Annotated in this window: 13 protein-coding genes and 1 pseudogene; 8 read left to right on the plus strand and 6 right to left on the minus strand. The window is 63.5% G+C overall.

Going from position 1 to position 19,126, the window contains the following annotated elements:
• Positions 1-35: 35 nt before the first annotated feature.
• Positions 36-449 carry a VOC family protein gene (locus ACF8Q6_RS17960; protein WP_010954206.1) on the minus strand — a complete coding sequence of 138 codons (414 nt, stop codon included), beginning with the start codon at positions 447-449 and terminating at the stop codon, positions 36-38.
• 101 nt (positions 450-550) lie between these two features.
• Between ACF8Q6_RS17960 and ACF8Q6_RS17965 the strand changes: the two genes are divergently transcribed.
• The 6 genes and pseudogenes from ACF8Q6_RS17965 (at position 551) to ACF8Q6_RS17990 (ending at position 8,567) form a co-directional block, all read left to right on the plus strand.
• On the plus strand, positions 551-1,444 hold the full coding sequence (locus ACF8Q6_RS17965; protein ID WP_392491900.1) for a LysR family transcriptional regulator: 894 nt from the start codon (positions 551-553) through the stop codon (positions 1,442-1,444).
• A gap of 402 nt (positions 1,445-1,846) precedes the next feature.
• Positions 1,847-2,236 carry a DUF2946 family protein gene (locus tag ACF8Q6_RS17970; protein WP_392491901.1) on the plus strand — a complete coding sequence of 130 codons (390 nt, stop codon included), beginning with the start codon at positions 1,847-1,849 and terminating at the stop codon, positions 2,234-2,236.
• Between the two features lie 71 nt (positions 2,237-2,307).
• On the plus strand, positions 2,308-4,461 hold the full coding sequence (locus tag ACF8Q6_RS17975; RefSeq protein ID WP_392491902.1) for a TonB-dependent receptor: 2,154 nt from the start codon (positions 2,308-2,310) through the stop codon (positions 4,459-4,461).
• A gap of 60 nt (positions 4,462-4,521) precedes the next feature.
• Positions 4,522-4,700, plus strand: a pseudogene (locus tag ACF8Q6_RS17980) (PepSY domain-containing protein); the annotation flags it as partial.
• A 279-nt stretch (positions 4,701-4,979) separates the two neighbouring features.
• On the plus strand, positions 4,980-7,031 hold the full coding sequence (locus ACF8Q6_RS17985) for a TonB-dependent receptor (RefSeq protein ID WP_392491904.1): 2,052 nt from the start codon (positions 4,980-4,982) through the stop codon (positions 7,029-7,031).
• Positions 7,032-7,508: 477 nt separating this feature from the next.
• Positions 7,509-8,567 (plus strand): diguanylate cyclase, encoded by a 1,059-nt coding sequence (locus ACF8Q6_RS17990; protein WP_392491926.1) that lies wholly within the window; start codon positions 7,509-7,511, stop codon positions 8,565-8,567.
• A gap of 15 nt (positions 8,568-8,582) precedes the next feature.
• On the opposite strand, the gene mhpT is transcribed toward ACF8Q6_RS17990, so the two are convergent.
• A complete protein-coding gene (gene mhpT / locus ACF8Q6_RS17995; RefSeq protein ID WP_019438196.1) occupies positions 8,583-9,824 on the minus strand; it encodes a 3-(3-hydroxy-phenyl)propionate transporter MhpT in 1,242 nt (413 codons plus the stop codon).
• A gap of 34 nt (positions 9,825-9,858) precedes the next feature.
• On the minus strand, positions 9,859-11,250 hold the full coding sequence (locus tag ACF8Q6_RS18000; protein ID WP_392491906.1) for an alginate export family protein: 1,392 nt from the start codon (positions 11,248-11,250) through the stop codon (positions 9,859-9,861).
• A gap of 262 nt (positions 11,251-11,512) precedes the next feature.
• Here ACF8Q6_RS18000 and ACF8Q6_RS18005 point away from each other — a divergent pair, with 262 nt between their 5' ends.
• Both ACF8Q6_RS18005 and ACF8Q6_RS18010 read left to right on the plus strand, forming a co-directional pair.
• Positions 11,513-13,177 carry an arylsulfatase gene (locus ACF8Q6_RS18005; protein WP_392491907.1) on the plus strand — a complete coding sequence of 555 codons (1,665 nt, stop codon included), beginning with the start codon at positions 11,513-11,515 and terminating at the stop codon, positions 13,175-13,177.
• Positions 13,174-14,199 carry a formylglycine-generating enzyme family protein gene (locus ACF8Q6_RS18010; RefSeq protein WP_392491909.1) on the plus strand — a complete coding sequence of 342 codons (1,026 nt, stop codon included), beginning with the start codon at positions 13,174-13,176 and terminating at the stop codon, positions 14,197-14,199. Before ACF8Q6_RS18005 ends, ACF8Q6_RS18010 begins: the two co-directional genes overlap by 4 nt.
• Here ACF8Q6_RS18010 and ACF8Q6_RS18015 read toward each other — a convergent pair.
• Genes ACF8Q6_RS18015 through ACF8Q6_RS18025 form a run of 3 tightly spaced genes read right to left on the minus strand, consistent with a single transcriptional unit; the run spans position 14,180 to position 19,070 of the window.
• Positions 14,180-15,934, minus strand: a complete 1,755-nt coding sequence (locus tag ACF8Q6_RS18015; RefSeq protein WP_392491911.1) for an acyl-CoA dehydrogenase family protein — start codon at positions 15,932-15,934, stop codon at positions 14,180-14,182. The two genes, ACF8Q6_RS18010 and ACF8Q6_RS18015, sit on opposite strands and share 20 nt — an antisense overlap.
• 14 nt (positions 15,935-15,948) lie before the next feature.
• Positions 15,949-17,190 carry a thiolase family protein gene (locus ACF8Q6_RS18020; protein ID WP_392491913.1) on the minus strand — a complete coding sequence of 414 codons (1,242 nt, stop codon included), beginning with the start codon at positions 17,188-17,190 and terminating at the stop codon, positions 15,949-15,951.
• Positions 17,187-19,070, minus strand: a complete 1,884-nt coding sequence (locus ACF8Q6_RS18025) for a feruloyl-CoA synthase (protein ID WP_392491914.1) — start codon at positions 19,068-19,070, stop codon at positions 17,187-17,189. Before ACF8Q6_RS18025 ends, ACF8Q6_RS18020 begins: the two co-directional genes overlap by 4 nt.
• Between the last annotated feature and the right edge of the window lie 56 nt (positions 19,071-19,126).

The raw sequence follows: 19,126 nt of genomic DNA on the forward strand, positions 1-19,126 counted from the left end.
CAAAGCGGGAGGCGCGTCCCGAAGGTTTATGCCAATCAGGTGGCAAATACACCTTCAAAGTCCTTGAACCCTTTGATCTCGATCGGGTTGCCACTGGGGTCCAGGAAAAACATCGTTCGCTGCTCCCCAGGTTGGCCCGGGAATCGTACAACCGGCGGTATATCGAACTGCACGCCATGAAGCGCCAGGCGGTCTGCCATCGCGAACCAGTCATCCAGATGCAGCACCAAGCCGATATGCGGCATCAACACTTCATGGTCGCCGACTTTGCCGGTGCGGGTAGTTGGAAAAGGAACACCTTTGTGAAGCGAAATCTGGTGACCGAAGAAATCGTAATCCACATAAGTTTCACTCGTGCGGCCTTCTTTGCAGCCGAGAATGTTACCGTAGAAGTTACGAGATGCTTCGAGGTCTGTAACATGGTATGAAACATGAAATAACGATTTCATAACTATCCTCTTTGGTTTCCGATAGAACTTTTGGGGAGGTTAGCGTAGCCTCGCGCACGTGCTAAAGCGCATTTTTCCATCTCTCAGCGAAAGGAAATGTTTTGGACACTCGATTTCTCGAAAGCCTGATTGCGGTAATAGAAACTGGCTCGATTGCCGCGGCTGCTCGACGGGAAAACCTGACCGCACCTGCAGTCAGCCAACGTATACAAGCACTCGAGAAGTCACTGGCCTGCGGACTCCTGATCCGAAGCGCACACGCTGTCGAACCGACCGAGAAATGCCTGTCATTGCTGCCGAAGATTCGAGATCTGATCCAGGGGGCAGCAGAGCTGAAAGAGGATCTGGACACCAGTAGCCTGTCGGGGTATCTCGAGATCGGTGCGATCTCTACAGCGTTGACAGGCATATTGCCAGAGGCCATGAATCAGCTATCAAGCATTGCCCCGCAACTGAGGCTACGCATCACGCCAGGGGACTCGCGCAGACTTTACGAACAAGTAGCCTGCGGAGAGCTCGATGCGGGAATCATGGTATGTCCACCCTTCACCGTCCCCAAAACCATTCGTGTACAGGTGCTTCGAGAAGAACCCCTGATGCTTTTGACCAAAGACCCGATTGACAAGCGCGACATCCGCTCGACGATTCTTGGTCGAAACCTGATTCGATATGACTCAAATGCCTGGGGTGGGCAGATTGCACAGCAGTACTTGAATGACAATAACCTGCAACCCAATGTCCTCTGCAATCTGGATGCGCTAGATGCAATCTACATCATGGTCGCAAAAGGTATGGGGGCCTCCGTCGTCCCGCTATGGGCGGGATTGAAAACGGACGACGTACAGGCAACACCCGTGTCGGACGCTGACCGCTACATGCGCCAGGTAGTCCTGCTTTACAAGTCCAACCCCAGAAGGCCTAAAGCGGTGGAGGTTTTGAAGGAACAGCTTATGAATAACTGCAGCTTCCCATCGATCACACACGCGCTGCGTTGACTGCCTCAGCCATCATGCTTGAACTGACTCGGGGCCGGATCTCACCACGCCCATGCTGGCAACAACAGGAGTGGCGGCCTATCTCTCCGAGGGTGTCGCCCATCTCGTTACCCCTGCGCATTTTAACCCGGCTGCAGCCGGCATGCCGCGCGATTGTTTGCACACGCGGGCAGTGGACTTGTGCTTTACGAACTCCGCGCTCTTGCTGCCGAACTCATCGGTGAGCACTGAGTCTCGATGCGCCCGTACATGAAGCCGACCTTGCTGCGATAGCCCTCCCCCGACAGTACCCGATTGACTATTCGTGCTTGAAAAATCCCCCCTGTTCAGATGCACCAGAAGATGTAGAATCGCTCGCCAACCTCTAAACCTGATCATTCAGTTGTCACGCCGAGTCCTGCAATGAAGCTGGCCCACCACACACGATCACAGGTCGCCTGGGTGCTGTATTTCAGCATCCTGTTCGGCTCGTTGCTGTGCGCCATGGGCCATGGGCAAATGGCCGGGTTGCGCCTGGCTGGCATGGATGATGCCGCCTGGTGCACGGCCGACAGCAGCGGCATGGTCCAAGGTGAGCAAGACTTCAGCGATCCGAGCCTGCCTGCCGGCGGTGACTGCGTGATCGCCAGCCTGTTCAGCGCCACACTGCTGGCCGTATTTTTCGGCCTACTGATCCTGCTCGCCGGCGAGCCGGGCAGCCCTTTACCCAACCAACCTCCGCCACGCCTGCCCAAGCAGCGCTGGCCACTGGTCAATCCCCGCGCCTCTCCCGCTTCGCTTCTCGCGTTCTGACTTCGCCACGTCCCCGTGCCGCCTGATCGGCAGCGGGCGTGTGCTCACCGATTTCAGCCAGGAAGCCTTGCATGTTCCGCATGACCACTTTGGCGCTGCTCGTTGGCAGCGCAACCTGTGCCTGGGCGCAGGATGACACCCTGACCCTCCCGGCCAGCACTGTCACGGCCACAGCCAATCAACCCAAGGAGGCAACCCGCCTTGACCTTGATCGCCCCATCGAAAGCGGCTCGCGGCTGAACCTGAGCGCCAGGGAGAACCCCGCTTCCGTCAGCGTTGCCGACCGCAAGACCATGGAGCGCATTGGCGCACGTAACTTCCAGGACGCCGCCAATGCACTGCCCGGGGTTAACGCCTCGGCTCCGCCCGGCTGGGGCGGATATGTGGCGTACCGAGGGTTCAACGGTGCCCAGATCAGCCAGTTGTTCAATGGCATCAATTTGCAGTATGGCGGCGCGGCCCGCCCGGTAGGCGCCTGGATCTACGACCGCGTCGAATTGCTCGGCGGGCCCTCCTCCTTCCTCAACGGCAGCGGCGCTGTCGGTGGCAGCCTCAATTTCATCACCCGGCTGGCAAGCCGTGACGAAGACACCTTCGAAGGGCGCGTCAGTTATGCACGCTACGACACCATGGAAACGTCGGTTGCCTTCAACAAGGCGCTGAACACGGGCGACGGCCCACGCCACTATGCGCGCCTCGACTACAGCCGCACCAGCACCAACGGCTATATCGATCGCCAGGAGAATGGGGCCGGCAACCTAGCCTTCTCGCTGCTTAGCGACATCAACGACCAGCTCTCGCACACGCTGGCCATCGAGTACCTGGAAGAGCAAGAGGACAGCCCCTACTGGGGCTCACCCGTATTGCAGCCACTGGTCGGTACCTTGCACATCGACAAGCACAACCGTTTCAACAACTACAACGTCGAAGACGGTCGCTACGAGCAGCGCACCCGGTGGCTGCGCTCGATCACCGACTACCACTTCGACGACAACACCCAACTGCGTAATACCTTCTACCACTACAACGGCCAGCGCGATTACCGCAATCTCGAGGTGTATCGCTACAACGCCGACAACAGCGCCATCGCTCGCTCGGGCGGCTATCGCCAGCGGCACGACCAGGAGGTCAACGGCGACAAGCTCGAGCTGACCCACCAGGGCCAGTTGTTCGGCCTGGCAAGCGACTGGGCGTTCGGCATGGACTACAGCACCAACCAGCAAACCAACTACCCGCTGTCCAAGGGGGCGTTCGACACGGTTGACCCGAATAGCTTCGAACCCGGGCACTTCCTCGATATCCCCGGCATGGATGCGCCCATGACCAAGGGCAGAACCACCACCACCGACACCACCTCGGCCTTCGTCGAGAACCGTACCCGCCTGACCGATCAACTGTCATTGATCACCGCGCTGCGCTACGACCATATCGACTTCGACGTGGTCGACCATGTGGCGCGAGCCAGGCTCGACCGACGCTGGGACGCCATCACCGGTCGCCTGGGCCTGGTCTATGACCTGACCTCCAACGTCAGCCTGTACACCCAATACAGCACCTCGGCTGAACCACCAGGCGGTACCCTGACCAGCGCCTCGATCAGCCAGGTCGGCAACTTCGACCTGAGCACCGGCCGTCAGGTCGAGGTAGGCAGCAAGTTCGACTTCCTCGACGGCCGCGGCTCGGCGACGGCAGCGGCGTATCGCATCGTGCGCAAGGATATCTCCGTGCCCTCCTCGACCGTGCCCAATACCACCGAGCAGGCGGGCCAGCAGACCTCCACCGGCATCGAGCTGGCAGCCTCGTTCAAGGTCACGCCCAAGCTGCTGGCGGCGGGCAACTTCAGTTGGGTGAATGCCGAATACGATGAATTCAACGAAACCATCGGCGGCGTGGTGTACTCGCGCAAGGGCAAGCACCCGGTCAACATCCCCGACCGCGTGGCCAACCTCTGGTTGACCTACGACCTGGCGCCCGGCTGGCAGGTCGGGGCCGATGCCCGCTATGTCTCATCGGTGTACGCCAACACCGCCAACACCGCATGGGTACCGTCGTACACCGTCTACGGGCTGTCCATGATCCACGACCTGGACAAGCACGTGCAAGTCAGCGCGCGGCTGCGCAACCTCACCGACGAGGTGTATGCCCGCTTCATCCACCAGACCAACACCCAGTACTACCTGGGTGAACCGCGCAGCCTGGAAGTCGCTGTGCAGTGGCGCTACTGATGAGCGTGGAGCCAGCTGTACCTGTGGCACCGCTGGCTGGGCATCGTCGCCTGCCTGTGCATGGCGCGGTGGTTCGTCTCTGGGGTTGCCATGCTGTATGTCGGCTACCCCAAGCTGACACCGACCGAGCGCCTTGCCCACCAGCCGGCTTTGCCGGCGGGGTGCTGCGCCGAGTTGCCCGAACATTGGGCGCAACAGCCGCTGAAGGCGCTACGCCTGTTCGCCTGGCTGATGCGGGTGTTCAGGGTGGCCGCCAGCATGCGCAGTCATTGAGCCCTCAGCGTGGTGCACCTGCGACAAAATGGCCTGCCACGGAACGTATACAGCCCGCAACGGATGCGGCTCAATTCGCTCCACGTTCGTTCGGGCCGTCATGCCTTGCCGCTGCCACGGGACCAGTGGCCTCGGCTGAACCCCGCGCCTCGCCCCTGGCCTGAACCGTCGCTGCTGTCTTGTGGTCATGGCGCGCGCTGCACGACGCCTGACCTTGCCCGACCGTTTTTGCCAGGAAACCACACATGCCTGCGTCCCGTTGCACCGCACGCGCCGTATTGCCCGTGCTCGCCTTGTTCGGCCTCAACCCACTGTCACTTGCCATCGCTGAAACACTGCCTGCCGAAAACTCGGTACTCACCCTCGGCGCGGTCAATGTGACCGGCACCGACAGCGGCCCCCTGGCCACAACCAGCGTGCTCAGTTCGGTGGATATTCTGGGCGGTGACATCCTCGAGAAGATGCCAGTTGCCTACAGCTGGGAACTGTTCCGCCGGGCACCGGGGGTGATGCTCACCGAGTTCAACCAAGGCACCACCTCCGGCAAGCTCTCGTTCCGCGGTTTCAATGGCGAAGGCGAAATCAACGCCGTGAAACTGTTGATCGACGGCATTCCCAGCAACACCAATGACGGCAACATGCCCTTCATCGACTCGGTGTTCCCCATGGACATCGACAGCATCGAGGTGGTGCGTGGCACCAGCGATCCGCGCTATGGCCTGAACAACATTGCGGGCAACGTCAACATCAATACCCGTACCGGCGGCAACTACAACAAAGCGCGCATGCGTTATGGCAGCTTCAACACCCGCGAGGTGCAACTGGCCAAGGGCATCGAGACCAGTAACTGGACGCAGAACTACTTCTTCGCCCGCCAGCAGGTCGACGGCTACCGCGACCATGCCGACACCGAACGCTACAGCTTCGGCGGTAAATGGTTCTACACCCCGGACGATGGCAACTACCGCGTGGGCCTGATCGCCCGCCATTACGAGTCCGAAGCGCAGGAGGCCGGCTACCTGACCGAGGACAACGCCCGGCACCACCCGCGCATGAGCAACGACTACAACGCCACGGACAAGGGCACGCGGCGGATGAACCAGGTCAGCCTGCATTTCGATACCGAACTGGCGCAGACCCTGTCCTGGTCCGCCAGGACCTACGTCAACACCTTTGACGACCGGCGCTGGACCCAGTACTGGAGCAGCAGTTCGCAGCAGGAACGCGACACGTACGAAACCCAGTACGGCGCCATTACCTCGCTCACCTGGCGCCCGCAGGTCGACTGGCTGCATGCCTTCGCCCTGGAAGGTGGCAGCGATATCCAGAAGCAGGAAAACCGCAGCGAACGTTACCGCACGCTCAACCGCGTACGGCAGGCGCAAACCCGCGACCAGCGTTACGACTTCAATACCGTGGGGGCCTATGTGCAGGCGGAGATCGAACCGGTCGAATCGCTGAAGATTGTCCCGGCGTACCGTGTAGACAGGATCAGCGGTGACTTCACCAACGAGATGACCGGCCAGGATTACGACATCAACGACTACGGCCTGATCAAACAGCCCAAGCTCAGCGTGGTCTATTCACCCTGGAAGGTCGCCAGCGTCTATGCCAATTGGGGCAGAACGTTCCAGGTGGGTACGGGCGCGGCCGCCTACAAAGTACCACCGCGCAACGAAGACCTTTCTCCGTCAATCAACGAAGGCTGGGAAACCGGTGTCAAGTTCACGCCAGCCGGTTGGGTCGATGGCCGCTTCGCCTATTGGCGCCAGGACGCCACGGGCGAGGTCAGCCGCCGTCTGAACGACCCCAGCGGCGAGTCGGACAACGTCGGCGAGACACGCCGCTGGGGCTATGACCTGCAGGTTAACCTGCACCCGGACGCACGCACCGAGATGTGGATGTCGTATTCCTGGCAGTACTCGAAAATCCTTGAGCCCAGCAGTGCCTTGCCAGCCAGCAAAGGCAAGGAAATCGACCACGTGCCGCATCACCTGTGGAACACCGGCATCAGCTACCAGGCCACCCCAGCCCTGCAATTGACGGCCTGGATGAATGGCCAGACCCACTACTACCTTGAACGCGAGAATACCCAGGGCCGGTATGGCGGTTACGTACTCACGAACCTTGGCGCGACGTACAAGGTCACCGAAGCGATGAGTGTCGACCTGCAGTTGAAGAACCTCACCAACCGCTACTATGAGTACGTGTGGTACGACCCGGATGGTGCGGAGGCTTCCCTGCACGCCCCGGGTGACGGTCGAGCACTGTATGCCGGCGTGACGTTCGACTTCTGAAAGCATGCACGTTGGTCGGCGCCAGTGGCTCGGGTAACGCCCTCAGTGGCCTTGGCTTGCTCGACCGCTTGTTGGCCGTCGCGATCAATTGGCTTTCGAAGTGCCGGAAAACACGCTATGTTCGTGATTGAACTTGCGAGGGGAAACTGTGCAGCCAAGGCAGCCTTCGATCAAGTAAAGGATCCGCGCAACGACGTGAAATACGGGAAACGTCGCAGGTGCCGTAACCGTGGCGATAACCCGTGCTGCACTGCCACTACTTACCGCAACGCTTTCTGAATCCAGCAATCGAACAGGGCGAAGGGCATCACATGTGAACGCCAGGAGGCTTTTCCAGGACGCCGTCAAAGTGCCAGAATCCGCTACCGGTCACACGCGGCGGCGCCAGCCATGACAAACCTTGATCCCGGCGATGAAATAGCCTACTCCGTACGGAGGGATCGGCTTGAACAGCTGTTTGTCCAGTCGGCGCCCGCTGTGCTTGGCAGCTTCCTGGCCGCCGTCATGCTGTGCTGGTTGGGCTGGGAGCGTTTCGACCCGCAAAGGGTCATCGTGTGGATGACGTTATTGGGCCTGTCGACCGGCGTGCGTACCGCCATGTTCTTCGCCTATCTGCGAGCACCGGCCAACCAGCGCACGGCCGAACGCTGGGAGTGGCGTTACTGGGTCACGCTGATGCTGTCGGCGGCTATCTGGGGCTGGGGCGCGTTTGCCGTAATGCCCACCGACGACGCGCTGGGGCAGACGCTGATCATGTTGTTTGCCGTCGGCATGTCTGTCAGCGCGGTGTCGTGTTACTCCTCCTACCGCAACATGACCCTGGTGTCGATGGGCCTGGTCTTGCTGCCTTCTACAGGCTGGCTACTGTTGCAACCTTCCACGCTCCAACAAGGGATAGCCTTGGCGGTGCTGGTGTTCGCCTGGTTCGTGGTCAGCGCGACGCAAAGCCTGTCCTCGGCATTGACGACGGCCTGGCGCCTGAAACACGAAATGCAACGCGCGCATCGGCTTGCCATGGTGGCCTCGTGCACGGACGAACTGACCGGCCTGAACAACCGACGTGCTTTTTTCGACAACGCTTCGGCGCAGCACGTCCAGTGCAGGGATGCGGGTACATTCATGGCCGTGTTGATGCTGGACGTCGACCATTTCAAACAGATCAACGACACGTTCGGGCACGCCGCAGGCGACCAGGTGCTGCAGCGCATCGGTGCAGCGATCAGTGCCAGCCTGCGTGACAACGACATTGCCGGCAGGCTGGGCGGTGAGGAGTTCGCCATCCTGCTGCCCAATACGCCGCCAGACACGGCGATTGAGGTTGCCGAGCGCCTGCGGGCCCTGATAGCCAAACTGCGTGTGAATGATGAACACCCGGTCACCGCAAGCATAGGTTTAGCGTTCGCAAAGGCTCCTGCCTCTGAGCTCGGCGCCTTGCTCAGCAGTGCAGACAGCGCCATGTACCTTTCCAAGGTATCGGGCCGTAACCGGGTCACGGTCGCCGAACCGGAGCAGGAGGCATTGCGCAAGCAGCACTAGCCCCCCAAGGAAGCGCTATGCAGGGTCCTGAGCCGCAGCCTCACCCGGCTCCGGGCGTTGCGTGCGGGTTCGGTGTTTCAGCAGCGCACGTGCCGCCAACGCCGCGAGCACCAGGCCTGGAGCCGCGGCCATCAGCAGCCCCCCCGCACCTGCACCTGCTGCAAGGATCTGCCCGGCCGCCAGAGGACCGGCCATGGAACCCAGGCGCCCCACCGCCACCGAAGCGCCCAAGCCCGTTGCGCGCACCTGGGTCGAATACAGCGTCGGCGCCAGCGCGTACAGCACCAACTGGCCACCAATGGCGCAATACCCTGCAGTGAACCCGGCCAGCAACATCAGCCCGAAACTGCTCGACAGCCCCAGCCCCGCCAACGACGCCAGCATGCCGGCGTAGGCGATCAATACCGCCCGCCCGGCAAACCCGCGGTCCATCATCCGACCGGTCAGGAACGATCCAGCCGCCCCACCCAGGTTGAACAGAATCTGCACGGCGCCCGCCTGCGGTCGGCTGAAGCCTTGGCCGATCAACAGCGACGGCAGCCAGTTGAGCAACATGTACAACACTGTCAGGGTGAAGAAACATGCCACCCACAGCAACAGCGTGCGGCTTGCCTGCTGCGGCCCGAACAGTTGGGTAAGCACACCTTCACTGCCAGCCTTGGCAACGCCTTGGGCACGGAATGCCTGGGACTCTTTCAGCCAGATCATCAGCACGAAGGCGATCACGATCGGTGCGATGCCGCCGACGTAGAACACCGTACGCCAACCGTCGCCCACGCCGGCCATGCCGATCAGCGACGCAACCGCCCCGCCCAGCGGCACACCACAGTAAGTCAGGCTGACCGCTGTGCTGCGCAGACGCTCAGGCGCCGCCTCGCTGGCCAGGGCGATCAGGATCGGCAGCGCCGCCCCCAGCCCGAGCCCTGTCATCAGCCGCGCGATCAACAGCGAATCGTAGGTCTGGGCATGGGCGGTCCCTAGTGAGAAGCCGCCAAACAGCAGCACCGCCACGATCAGGATCGCTTTGCGGCCAAAGCGGTCTGCCAGCCAACCGCCGATCAGCGCGCCGGGCAGCAACCCCAGCAACCCGGCACTGAATACCCAACCGAGCATGGCAGGGGTCAGGTTGAATGCCTTGGCCATGTGCGGCGCGGCGATGCCGGTGGCCTGCAGGTCCAGCCCTTCCAGCAAGGCAACGAGAAAACACAAGCCGATGGTGAGCACGGCCTTGCCCGATGACGCGGATGAATGATGCATGTGTGGCCCTCTGTTGTTGTTATCGGTCGGGTGGTCAAAGGCGGAACGTGGCACGTACTGAGACGAACGACGAATCTTCGCCGCCAGCCTCCTTGATGGCCGTGCCCACGTCGTAGTACTTCAGGTCAAGGTCCAGGGTCAGGTTGGGAGTGGCAAGCCAGCGCGTGCTGGCGCGGTAGATGGTACCGACATGGCGACCCGTGCCGCGGGTGTTGGCCAGCATGCTCATGCCGGGCATGTACACGCCGTCTTCCTCACGCTGTTTCCACACTTCGAAGATGCCCGGCTCGATGCGCAGCGTGCGCCAGGGCGAGAAGCCGAAGGTCGGCCCCACCACGATGATGTTGCTCAGGGTGGTGAGGCTGGCTTCGCCATAGACACCATTGCGTGGGTAAAGCGGGTCGAAGGTGCCGACTTTTCCGTCGCCCAGGTCACTGTCGCCGCTTGCGGCATCGATGCGCATGGCCAGGCGCGGTTGCCAGGGGTGGGTGAAGGTGAAGCCGCTGTCGCTCGACAGCGCCCAGGCCCGGATCGACGCGTTGCCCAGGTGGCCGGTCTGCCCGGCAAGGTTCCAGCTCCAGTCCAGTGCCTGATGGCGGCCGAACAGCCGCGTGCCGAAGGTGTAGCGCTGCTCGTCACCCGACTCGCCGGCCAGGCTGCGGTCGTCGGTTTCCAGGCCAAAGGCTAGCAGGTCCATGTTCCACGACGCCGACAGCGGCAAGGTGCCGTAAAGGCCGTAGAATTTGATGTTGTTGTTGCTGCCGTCGTCCCAACTGTCTTCACCGGTTTTCAGCGGGCGCACAGCGAATGCATCCAGCTTGCGTCCGTCCTTGAGGTTGAGGCTGGCGCGCACGCCGTCGAAGCTCAGGCGGATGTTCGGCGCGTCGCGGTAGGTGACCAACACCTGGTCGCCGAAGCCCATCTCCTGGCGACCTACGCGTGTGGTATAGCGCCCGGCAGCGAAATCGTGGTTGAAATCGACGAAGGCCTGTCGCACTTCATTGCGGCTTTCATCATTGGGCGAGTACAAGTCCTTGCCGAAGGCGCGGGTATTCTCGACCTGGACGAAGGTACGCACGGCATCGTCGAACAGGTGCAGGTCGGCATGGGCCTGCAGCCGTTGCTGCAGATAGGAATCGTCGTTCAGCCCGCGCAGGCCAAAGAAGGGTTTGTCCGAAGCATCGGCCCGGTAGCGGGCCTCAGCCCCGAGTTGCAGCCAGGCCGACTCTGACAGTCGATGGTAGCGCAGGCCATCGAAGGGGGCAGTGGCCTTGGCGGGGTCGTCGAGAAAGCGGTAGTCCTCGATCCAGCGAGGGGCCCCTGGCCTCCCCGGCCGGCTCTCTTCAAGCGGGCTGGCCGCGTAGGCGGACTGGCACAGCGAAAGCACCATGAGGGGCAGGCATACCCCGTTCAACGGCTTGATCATCAGAATTTCCCTTCACTTGTTTTTATAATTGTTCTTACAAACTGGATAACTCTATTAACGATTATTTTTGTTAACCATATACGCCGTCAATAGCGTTTTACCCGTGTACAAGGAATGATCAGCATCAAGCGTTCGCTAATCGCACACTTCTGCAGCCAGCGGCTGCGGCATTCATTCATCCGTCGCTAGAATCCAGTAGCGTGCAGTCTATTCAGAGACCATGCGCAAAATTCGAGTCCATTACAAAAACAAGAGTCCCCCCATGAATTGCCTCCGCCCCCTTGCCGCCCTCGGCGTGCTCATGCTTGGTGCCAGCCACGCCATGGCCGCACCAACCGTTAAACAACCAAACATTCTGCTGGTGGTCGCTGATGACCTCGGTTTCTCCGACCTGTCGGCCTTGGGCAGCGAAATCCAGACGCCCAACCTGGACAAACTGTTGGCCGACGGCCGCCTGATGCTCGATTTCCATGCCGCGCCCAGTTGCTCGCCGACGCGAGCGATGCTGATGTCCGGCAACGACCCACACCTGGTCGGGCTGGGCATGATGTCGGAGACACGCAAGCGCCTGCCGGCCGGCGCAGAGGTACGCGCCGGCTACGAAGGCGTGCTCGGTACCAATGTCGCGACCCTCGCCGAACTGCTGCATGACGCCGGCTACCGCACCTACATCGCCGGCAAATGGCACCTGGGCATGCAACCGGCCCAACAGCCACACAACCGCGGCTTCGACCAGGCCTACGTGCTGCTCGAAGGCGGCGCGGCACACTTCAAGCAGGCCAACATGGACCTGCAGTCGAACTACAGCGCCACCTATCGCCACAACGGCAAGCCGATCGCGCTGCCCGACGACTTCTATTCCACCACCTGGTACACCGACCGCCTGATCGACGCGATCGACCAAGGCAAGGCCAGCAACAAACCGTTCTTCGCCTTTGCCGCCTATACCGCGCCGCACTGGCCGCTGCAGGCGCCGGATGCGTACCTGGCGCAGTACCGAGGCCGTTACGACCAAGGCTACGAAGTCATCGCCCACGAACGCCTGAAGCGCCAGCGTGAAGCCGGCCTGGTGCCCGCCGACTTCCCCCTGCAAGCACAATTGGAAGGCGTGCCGAGCTGGGCATCGCTGAGCGATGAACAAAAACGCCAGTCCGCACGCACCATGGAGGTGTATGCGGCCATGGTCACGGCGCTGGACGCCGAGGTGGGGCGCCTGGTGAACCACTTGCGCAAGACCGGCGAGCTGGAAAACACGATGATCCTGTTCATGTCCGACAACGGTCCGGAGAACGCCACCCGTGTCGACCCCGAGTGGATCAAGGCAAACTTCGATAACCGCCTGGACAACTACGGCCGCCGCGATTCGTTCCTGATGATCGGCTCGGCCTGGGCCCAGGTCAGCGCCCTGCCCAGCCGTCGCTACAAGATGACCACCTACCAGGGCGGCATCCGCGTACCGGCCTTCGTCTACTACCCGGCCACCATCAAGGCCGGCCGCAGCGAAGAGCTGGCCAGCGTCCGCGACATCATGCCGACCCTGCTGCAACTGGCCGGTGCGCCGATGCCCGGCGTCAAGTACCGGGACCGCGATATCGTGCCGCCGCAAGGCACGTCGGCGCTGAACTACCTGCAAGGCCAGGACAGCCAGATCCACGCCCATGACGAAGCCCTGGGGTGGGAAATCAACGGCAGCGCCTCGTTGCGCAAGGGCCCGCTGAAGCTGGTGTGGGATGCCACCGACAGCAAGCCGAGCTGGCACTTGTATGACCTGCGCAAGGACCCTGGCGAGCACCACGACATCGGCGCCGGGCACCCCGAGCAGGTGGCGCTGATGCTGCGCGACTGGAAGGCTTATGCCCAACGCGGCAACATCGCGATCGATGCCGACGGCCGTCCGGCCAGCCCGATCCTGGTCAAGCAGCAATGATCGCCCGGGCAGCCGGCTGCGCAGCACTCGCCACCGGCCTGCTCGCCGCCGCCTATGCCGTGTGGCCGCAAGCCCCGGCGCCGGCGCTGCTGTGCACGGGCTACAGCGGCCTGCCCGCGCAGCGCCAAGGCCCTTGGCGAGACGGCATGGTGCACGTGCCGGGCGGCGAGTTCAGCTTTGGTTCAAGCCGCTTTTACGACGAAGAAGGCCCGCCTCACCCCGCCAAGGTGTCCGGCTTCTGGATTGACGTGCATCCGGTCACCAACGCCCAGTTCGCGCGCTTCGTCAAGGCCACCGGGTATGTCACCCATGCCGAGCGCGGTACCCGTGTCGAGGACGACCCTGCCCTGCCGGACGCGCTGCGGATACCGGGTGCGATGGTGTTTCATCAGGGTGCGGACGTGCTCAGCCCCGGCTGGCAGTTCGTGCCCGGCGCCAACTGGCGACACCCGCAAGGGCCGGGCAGCAGCCTGGCCGGGCTGGACAATCATCCGGTGGTGCAGATCGCCCTGGAAGATGCCCAGGCCTATGCCCGCTGGGCAGGCCGCGAACTGCCCAGCGAGGCGCAGCTGGAATACGCCATGCGCGGCGGCCTGACCGATGCCGACTTCAGCTGGGGTGCCACCGAGCAGCCCAAGGGCAAGCTCATGGCCAATACCTGGCAGGGCCAGTTCCCTTATCGCAATGCGGCGAAGGATGGTTTTACCGGTACATCACCCGTGGGCTGCTTCCCGGCCAACGGCTTTGGCCTGTTCGATGCCGGCGGCAATGTCTGGGAGCTGACTCGCACGGGCTATCGGCCAGGCCATGACGCACAGCGCGACGCCAAGCTCGACCCCTCAGGCCCGACCCTGAGTGACAGCTTCGACCCGGCAGACCCCGGCGTGCCGGTGGCGGTGATCAAAGGCGGCTCGCACCTGTGTTCGGCGGACCGCTGCATGCGCTACCGCCCCTCGGCACGCCAGCCGCAGCCGGTGTTCATGACGACCTCGCACGTGGGTTTCAGAACGATTCGGCAATGAATGGCAACGGCGTGGCGGCCGCGTCGATGGCCGCCACCTGCCGGTCGAGGTCGGGCAGCAGGTAGCTGAAGAAGAACCCACCGCTTTCCTGCTTTTCCCGACGCTGCGCCGCCCCCACTGGCAACGCCTGGATGCAGCGCGCGCTGCGGGCCCAGGCGAAGGCCTGCAGCACCGTTGCGCACAACTGCAGGAAGTCGCCTGCGGCGCGGTACGGAAATTCGGGATCGCCCGCGGTCATCGACAGCACCTTGGCCAGCACGGCCTCCAGCGTGTCGCACGCGCTGCCCAACGCGGCGGCGTCGGCGCCAGCGTCCGCAGCGGCCTCGGCACGCAACTCACCCAACAGCAGGGCGAAACCTTCCCCCCCATCGCCCAATACCTTGCGCAGCATCAGGTCGTTGGCCTGTATTTCGTTGGTGCCTTCGTAGATCATCGCGATGCGGCTGTCGCGCAAGGTCTGCTCGATGGCAAACTCCTGGGTGTAGCCATAGCCACCGAACACCTGCAGGGCCTGGCTTGCCAGGCTGAACCCCTGCTCGGTGAAGGCCGCCTTGACGATGGGGGTCAACAGCGCCACCAATGTCGCGGCCTTCGCCCGTTGTGCAGGCTCGACGGCGGCGTCGGCGATCTCCAGCCACTGGGCCGTCCAGTAGGCCAGCGCGCGCATCCCCTCGGTACGCACCCGCAACTCCAGCAAGACCCGACGCATGGCCGGGTGCAGGTGGATCGGGTCGGCGCCCTGGGCGCCCCCCTTGGCCCGCCCCGGGGCACTCATCTGGCGCCGCTCCAGGGCATAATCGCGGGCCTGTTGCCAGGCGGCCTCGGCATGCCCCAGCCCTTGCAGGCCAACATGCAGCCGCGCGGAATTCATCATGACGAACATCGCCGCCAGGCCGCCATGGGGCTGGCCTATCAACCAGCCCCGGGCCCCCTCCAGGCGCAGTGCACAGGTGGCGCTGCCCCGGATGCCCAGCTTATGTTCCAGGCCGTCGCAGTACAGTGTATTGCGCTGGCCATCCTCCAGCCATTTCGGCACCAGCAACAGCGAGAGCCCGCGGTTGCCGGGCGGCGCATCCGGCAACCGGGCCAACACCAGATGGAGTATGTCGCGGGTCAGGTCGTGTTCGCCGCCAGAGATGAACAGCTTGTTGCCACTGACCGCGTAGCCACCGTCGCCACCGTCGCCCAGGGGCACGGCGCGGCAGCGCAACAGGCTGAGATCGCTGCCGGCCTGGGGTTCGGTCAGGCACATGGTAGGCAGGGTGGCACCACTGACGATGCCCGGCAGATAGCGCGCCTGCAGCTCAGCGGATGCATGGGCTTTCAGGCACAGGTAGGCACCGTGGGCGATGCCGGTGTACATGGCCCAGCCGTGGTTGCTGCCGAACAGCATCTCTTGCAAGGCCGCCTCCAGCACTAACGGCAGCCCTTGGCCGCCAAGCGCCGGGGCGCATGCCAGCGACGGCCAGCCACCGTCGACGTAGGCGCGATAAGCCGCTGGGAATCCGTCCGGGGTGCGTACCTCCCCGCCCTCCATCTGGCAGCCCTGGCGATCGCCCGAACGGTTCAAAGGGGCCAACACCTGCTCGCAGAAACGGGCTGCCTCTTCCAGTACCTGGGCCGCCAGGTCGAGGTCGACGTCGGCATATGCCGGTAATTGCGCCCAGGCCTGATCGGCCCGCAGCCAGTGTTGCAGGACGAACTGCATGTCGCGCAGGGGCGCCTTCCAGGTCATCGGATACCTCCGGGTCAGGCAACGAAATGAGGGTTTTCGATCAGCAGCGCCATGCCTTGGCCACCGCCGATGCATGCCGCTGCGATGCCATAGCGCAAGTTGCCGTCGCGCAATTGACGGGCCAAGGTGTGGACCAGGCGCAGGCCTGTAGCGGCCAGTGGGTGACCGAGGGCGATAGCGCCGCCATGGACATTGAGCTTGTCCACATCGAGTTCGAGCGCCTGGGCCACCGCCAGCACTTGGGCGGCCTGGGCCTCGTTGATTTCCAGGCGGTCGATCTGCTCCAGGCGCAGGCCGCTGCGCTCGAGCAGCAAGGTAATGGCCGGCGCCGGCCCGATGCCCATGAGGCCGGGCGGCACGCCAACAGCCGTGGCCATCAGCAAGCGCGCCAAAGGCGGATGAGTGCAATCGGAGTAGCGCGTGACCAAGGCTGCCGCCGCGCCATCGACCACCGCGCAACTGTTGCCAGCCGTCTGCACGCCACCGGCGTGCACCGGGCGCAGCCGGGCCAGTGCGGCGGCATCGGTAGGCCTCGGGTGGCTGTCCTGGCTGACCTCACTCACGCCACGCGGCAATGCAATGCCGCGTGGCTGGCAGCCTTCTGCCTCTAGTGCCTGCGCGGTGACGCTGACGATTTCCTCGTCGAACCAGCCCTGCGCCTGGGCTTGCAGGGCCCGCTGATGGCTGCGCAGGGCCCACGCGTCCACCGTTTCACGAGCGAGGCCATAGGCACGGGCCAGGTTTTCCGCAGTACCGATCATGTCCACGCCGGCAGCCGGGTCGTACAGGGCTTCCCAGAGAAAGTCCTTAAACCCGACCGGTGCCCCCAGGCGAAAACCGCCCCGGTGTTCATAGGCCGCGATCGGGTTGCGCGACATCGACTCCGCACCCACGCACAGCACCTGGCGGGCGCCACTGCGCAGCTGTTCACCGGCCTGACGCAACAGTTCAAGGCCCGTGCCACAGATGCGCTGCACCGCCAGTGCCGGTACCGACTGCGGCACGCCACAGTAGAGGCCGACATGGCGTGGCAGCATGTAGGCGTCGAAGCTGGCCTGGGCCATGCTGCCGGCGAGCACGCTGTCTACCGCCTGAGGGGCGGCAGCTGCACGTGCCAGCACCGCGCGACCGGCCTGAATGCCCAGGTCGATGGGCGAGATCGCGGCCAATGCGCCACCCAGGTCGACCCAGGGCGTGCGCACCATCTGGACGATGGCCGTGTCCTCAAAGACGGTGCACAGCCCGGCCGCACTCAAGGCCGCACCTTGGCGTGCAATGCGTGGGGGTCTTCGCCACGGTACAGCGCCTCGACCTGAGCGGCGCGCCGCTGCAGCACAGCGCGCTGATTGATCGAGCCCTTGTCGGTGATTTCACCGGCGTCGATCGACGGCGGCTCGGCCAGCAGCGACAGCCATTCGATACGGCTGGCGTTGCCCTGGGCGTCGCGGTTCAATCGCTCCAGCCAGTCAGCGAACCAACTGCGCACGGTGTCGTTGGCCAGCACCTGCGCATCGCTGGCATCCTCTGCCAGCCCGGCCAGGCGCCGACACTCGGGCAGACGCAGGAACACCAGCAGGCCCAGGCATTCACGGTCCGGCGCGGTGACCACGATGTCCTGTACGTAAGGCGAGCCCTCCAGCACTGCGCGGTTGCGCAGCGGCCCGACACTGACGAATACCCCGGACGAAAGTTTGAAGTCCTCAGCGATACGGCCATCGAACATCAGGCCAAGCTCGGGCTGCCTGGCATCGGCCAGCTTCAACGCGTCGCCCGAACAGTAGAAGCCCTCCTCGTCGAACGCCTCGGCGGTCTGCTGCGGCGAGCGCCAGTAACCCGGCATGATATGGGGGCCACGGAAGCGCGCCTCGAGCTTGTCACCCACCGGCACCAGCTTCACTTCGCAGCCAGGTGCCGGCAGCCCGACATAGCCGGCCATCGACAAAGGCCCGGTGGTGAAGGTGCACGATGGTGAAGCTTCGGTCATGCCAAGGCCGGCCATCATGCGGATGCGTTCGCCACAGTGTTGCTCGGCAATGCGGTCCAACCGGTCCCAGACGCTTTGCGACAGGCCTGCGGCGGCAAAGAAGAACAGCTTGATGCGGGCAAAGAACACCTCGCGCAGCTCTGGGTCCTGCTCCAGTGCCTTGACCAGTTCCTCCCAGCCCTTGGGTACGGTGAGGTAGGCCGTGGGGGAAATCTCGCGCAGATTGCGCAAGGTCTCGGCAAAGCCTTGCGGGGTCGGCTTGCCGGCGTCCAGGTAGAAACTGCCCCCGTTGTAAAGCACGATGCCGAGGTTGTGGCTACCGCCGAACGTGTGGTTCCACGGCAGCCAGTCCACCAGCACCGGCGGCTCCTCGGCGAACGTCGGAAAAGTCTGCAGAAGCATCTGCTGATTGGCGCACAGCATGCGCTGGGTGGTGATCACCGCCTTGGGCAGCTTGGTCGAGCCCGAGGTGAAGAGGAATTTGGCGATGGTGTCCGGCCCGGTGGCGGCGAAAGCCGCATCGGCCGCCGCCAGGTCACCCGGTTGTAGCAGGCTGTCGAAGCTTATATGGGGGCGACCTGCGACCTGGCCACGCACGCTGATCACGCCGACCGAATCGTTCAGCACCGCCTCGAAGGCGCGCTGGAACGGCTGGCTGTCGCTGACGAAGACCACTCCGGGGGTGAGCACCCCGCAGACATGGCGCAACTTGGCGAAGTCTTGCGACAACAGCGCGTAGGCCGGCGACACCGGGCAATAGGCAATACCGGCATACATGGCGCCGAGGGCGATTTGCAGGTGTTCGATGTCGTTGCCGGAAAGCAGCGCCAGCGGGCGCTCGGCACTGAGGCCCAGTCCTAGCAAGTTGGCGGCGATGGTGCGCACATCGGCGAGCATCTGCACGTAGCTGATCGAACGCCAGGCACCGTCTGCCTGGCGTGCCGCGATGAAAGTGGTGTCCGGGCGCACCTGGGCCCAATGCACCAGGCGCTCGAGCAGGCGCGCCGGCAGCGGCGCCAGTGGCTCGACAGGTTGCATGCGCAGCACGTCGTCGACGAGGCTGACCCGCACCTGGGGATGCCCGATGGCCACCTGGCGGTAGCGCGGACGTTGGCCAGGGTCGGTCGACCCTGAGCGGGCTTCGTTATTCACGCAGGTTGCTCCTTGTTCTTGTTGTACATCCTGCCGCCGCCCGAAATGACGGGCGG

It is taken from the genome of Pseudomonas sp. GLN_2, from assembly GCF_043106005.1.
In the GTDB taxonomy this organism is placed as follows: domain Bacteria; phylum Pseudomonadota; class Gammaproteobacteria; order Pseudomonadales; family Pseudomonadaceae; genus Aquipseudomonas; species Aquipseudomonas alloputida.

Coding starts and splice junctions, on each gene's coding strand:
- ACF8Q6_RS17985 (WP_392491904.1), top strand. CDS start 4,980: ATGCCTGCGTCCCGTTGCACCGCACGCGCCGTATTGCCCGTGCTCGCC.
- ACF8Q6_RS18005 (WP_392491907.1), top strand. CDS start 11,513: ATGAATTGCCTCCGCCCCCTTGCCGCCCTCGGCGTGCTCATGCTTGGT.
- ACF8Q6_RS18015 (WP_392491911.1), bottom strand. CDS start 15,934: ATGACCTGGAAGGCGCCCCTGCGCGACATGCAGTTCGTCCTGCAACAC.
- mhpT (WP_019438196.1), bottom strand. CDS start 9,824: ATGCATCATTCATCCGCGTCATCGGGCAAGGCCGTGCTCACCATCGGC.
- ACF8Q6_RS18010 (WP_392491909.1), top strand. CDS start 13,174: ATGATCGCCCGGGCAGCCGGCTGCGCAGCACTCGCCACCGGCCTGCTC.
- ACF8Q6_RS18000 (WP_392491906.1), bottom strand. CDS start 11,250: ATGATCAAGCCGTTGAACGGGGTATGCCTGCCCCTCATGGTGCTTTCG.
- ACF8Q6_RS17975 (WP_392491902.1), top strand. CDS start 2,308: ATGTTCCGCATGACCACTTTGGCGCTGCTCGTTGGCAGCGCAACCTGT.
- ACF8Q6_RS17970 (WP_392491901.1), top strand. CDS start 1,847: ATGAAGCTGGCCCACCACACACGATCACAGGTCGCCTGGGTGCTGTAT.
- ACF8Q6_RS17960 (WP_010954206.1), bottom strand. CDS start 449: ATGAAATCGTTATTTCATGTTTCATACCATGTTACAGACCTCGAAGCA.